Source organism: Allostella sp. (assembly GCF_041913585.1).
GTDB lineage: Bacteria > Pseudomonadota > Alphaproteobacteria > ATCC43930 > Allostellaceae > Allostella.
On the sequence record NZ_JAYSFE010000248.1, the window covers coordinates 1 to 2,871 of the forward strand.

Genomic DNA, 2,871 nt, shown 5'->3' on the forward strand with positions numbered 1-2,871 from the left:
TCGAAGCCGACGAGGAAGAAGGAGGCGAGGCTCGTCGCCTCCCAGAAGACGAACAGCAGGACGACGTCGTCGGCGGTGACCGCGCCCAGCATGGCCAGCATGAAGACGATCAGCATGACCGCGAGCCGGCCGAGGCGCGGGTCGTGGCGCAGGTACTCCGAGGAATAGAGGAAGACGAGCGCGCCGATGCCGGTGATGAGCAGGGCGAAGACGAGCGACAGCCCGTCGAGCGCGAGCCCGCCGCCGATGCCGAGGCTCGGAACCGCCAGGAGCGGGGCGGTGACGCGGCCGCCGTCGCCGACCGTACCCGCGAGCGCGACATAGACCGCGAATCCGGCGACCGCCGCGGCGCCGCCGGCAAAGGCGGCCGCGCGGGGCGGCATGAACCCGGCTGCGAGCGCGGCCAGCGCCGCCAGCAGCAGCGGCAGGAGAAGGGCGAAATCCATCGCCCACCCCCGTTTCACCCCGCGTGCCAAGCGTGAAATATCGAAGAATCAATGGTTTGGCGAATCTCTGACGGGGCGCCTGTTCGCGGATGCGGACAGTCGTCCGGACGGAGCGTTCGGGATTCCGAACAGGGGCCGGCGAGCCCCTTGGATTTCCGCGGGCGGCGAGCTATCTGCCGCGCGATCGCGCCGGGCAACGCATATCCAGGGGCGCAATCCGGGGGGCACGATGAGCGGCGGGCATGGCGGGCACGATTCCCACGGCGGCAACAAGAAGGTGGCGCTGCTGATCTCGGTTCTGGCGCTGCTGCTGGCGATCTCCGAGACGCTGGGCAAGGCATCGCAGACGACGACGATCGCCGAGAACATCGAGGCGGCGAACTACTGGTCCTTCTTCCAGGCGAAGACGATCCGCATGACGGTGATGCGGACGGCGGCCGAGGAGATGGAGGCCGAGTTGCCGATGGTGACCGACCCCGAGCAGCGCAAGCGGCTGGAGGCGCGGATCGACCGCTGGCAGAAGACGGCCCAGCGCTACGACAGCGAGCCCGAGACCCAGGAGGGCCGGAAGGAACTGGCGGCGCGCGCCAAGCAGGCCCAGGCCAAGCGCGACCGGGCCGGCGCCGCCTACCATCATTTCGAGATCGGCTCCGCCGCCTATCAGATCGCGATCGTGCTCGCCTCGGCGGCGATCATCACCGGCGCCTCGGTGCTGATCGGGATCGGCATCCTGCTCGGCATCGCCGGGACGGTCATGACCGGGATCGGCATGTTCGCGCCGGAGGCGGTGCATCTCTTCTGACGCCGCGGTCTCTTGGTGCATCTGCCGTCGCGGCCCGCTAGGCTCGGCGGCATGACGGACCGATCGATCGGATGACCGGCCTCCTGCTCCACGGCGGCCGGATCGTCACCCTCGACCCCGCCGACCGGATCGCCGACGCGGTGGCGATCGCCGGCGACCGCATCCTCGGCACCGGCGACGCCGCCGCCATGGCCGCGCTCGCCGGCCCCGACGCGGCCCGCGTCGACCTCGCCGGCCGGACCGTCGTCCCGGGGCTGGTCGACGGGCACGCCCATCTCGACCGCGAAGGGCTGAAGCTCGAACTGCCGTCGCTGGCCGGCGCGCGCTCGATCGCCGACATCCTCGACATCCTGGCCGACCTCGTCCGCCGCGCGCGGCCGGGCGAATGGATCGTCACCATGCCGATCGGGCGCCCGCCCGACTTCGCGGGCATGCCGGAGGGGCTGCAGGAGGGCCGCTGGCCCGACCGCCACGACCTCGACCGGGTGGCGCCGGACAACCCCGTCTACATCAAGTCCATCTGGGGTTACTGGCGGCACACGCTGCCACTCGTCTCGATCGCCAACACGCGCGCACTGGAACTGTGCGGCGTCGGCGCCGAGGCGGTGCCGCCCGCGCCGACCGTCGACATCCTGCGCGACCCGGCGACCGGCCACCCCACGGGCGTCTTCGTCGAGCGCCATTTCATGCCGCTGGTCGAGCTCTCGCTGATGGCGGGGGCGCCGGGGTTCGACGTCGCGATGCGGGCCCGTGCGCTCGAGCGTTCGATGCGCATCTACAACGGCTACGGCACGACCAGCGTCTTCGAGGGCCACGGCGTCGCGGCCGACGTGCTGGCCGCCTTCGAGACGGTGCGCGGCCGCAACGCGCAGACGGTGCGCGCCAACCTCGTCTACAGCCCCGCCTGGTCGCTGATGGGGGCGGACGGCAGCCCGGCCGCGGTTCTTTCGGGCTGGCTCTCCTGGCTGCGCGGCCGCGGCTACGGCGACGAATGGCTGCGCCTCTCCGGCATCTATGCGGAGATCGACGAGGGCCAGGACAACCGCCTGCGCGCGCGCGCCCTGCCGCAGACCGGCTGGGCGGGGTTCCACTACGATGCCGGGCTGCCGCGCGGCGCCACCCGCGAACTGCTCCTGGAGGCGGCGCGCTGCGGCGTCCGCGCGGTCGGCATCTGGCCCGACATGCTGGACCTCTTCGCCGAGGTCGACCGCGCGGTGCCGCTCGCCGGCCGGCGCTGGGTCTTCGGCCATATCAGCCTCGCCGACGCCGAGCGGGTGCGGCGGATCGCCGACCTCGGCCTCGTCGTCACCACCCACACCAACCGCTACGTCTGGAAGGAGGGGGAGGCGCTGCGCCAGCGCGTCGGCCGGGCGCGCGAGAACGAGATCGTGCCGCTGCGCGCCCTGGTCGATGCCGGGGTCACGGTCTCGCTCGCGACCGACAACGTGCCGCCGACGATGTGGCCGACCGTCTGGCACGCCATCGCCCGGCGCGCCCGCGGCTCGGGCGCCGTCGTCTCCCCCGACCAGCGCCTCGGCCGGATGGAGGCGCTCCGCGCCGCCACGCTGGCCGGCGCCCATCTCTCCTTCGAGGAGGGCGAGAAGGGCTCGATCGAGCCGGGCA

General features: G+C 72.3%; 2 protein-coding genes and 1 pseudogene. 2 read left to right on the forward strand and 1 reads right to left on the reverse strand.

The window, feature by feature from the left end; all coding sequences use genetic code 11:
• Nucleotides 1–446 (reverse strand): annotated as a pseudogene (locus tag ACE3Q3_RS23765) (monovalent cation/H+ antiporter subunit A); the annotation flags it as partial.
• Between the two features lie 229 nt (nucleotides 447–675).
• Here ACE3Q3_RS23765 and ACE3Q3_RS23770 point away from each other — a divergent pair.
• Entirely contained in the window at nucleotides 676–1,248 is a 573-nt protein-coding gene (locus ACE3Q3_RS23770; RefSeq protein WP_374450243.1) for a DUF4337 domain-containing protein, read from the forward strand.
• Nucleotides 1,249–1,319: 71 nt separating this feature from the next.
• On the forward strand, nucleotides 1,320–2,871 hold a 1,552-nt coding region (locus ACE3Q3_RS23775), incomplete at its 3' end, for an amidohydrolase (RefSeq protein WP_374450245.1).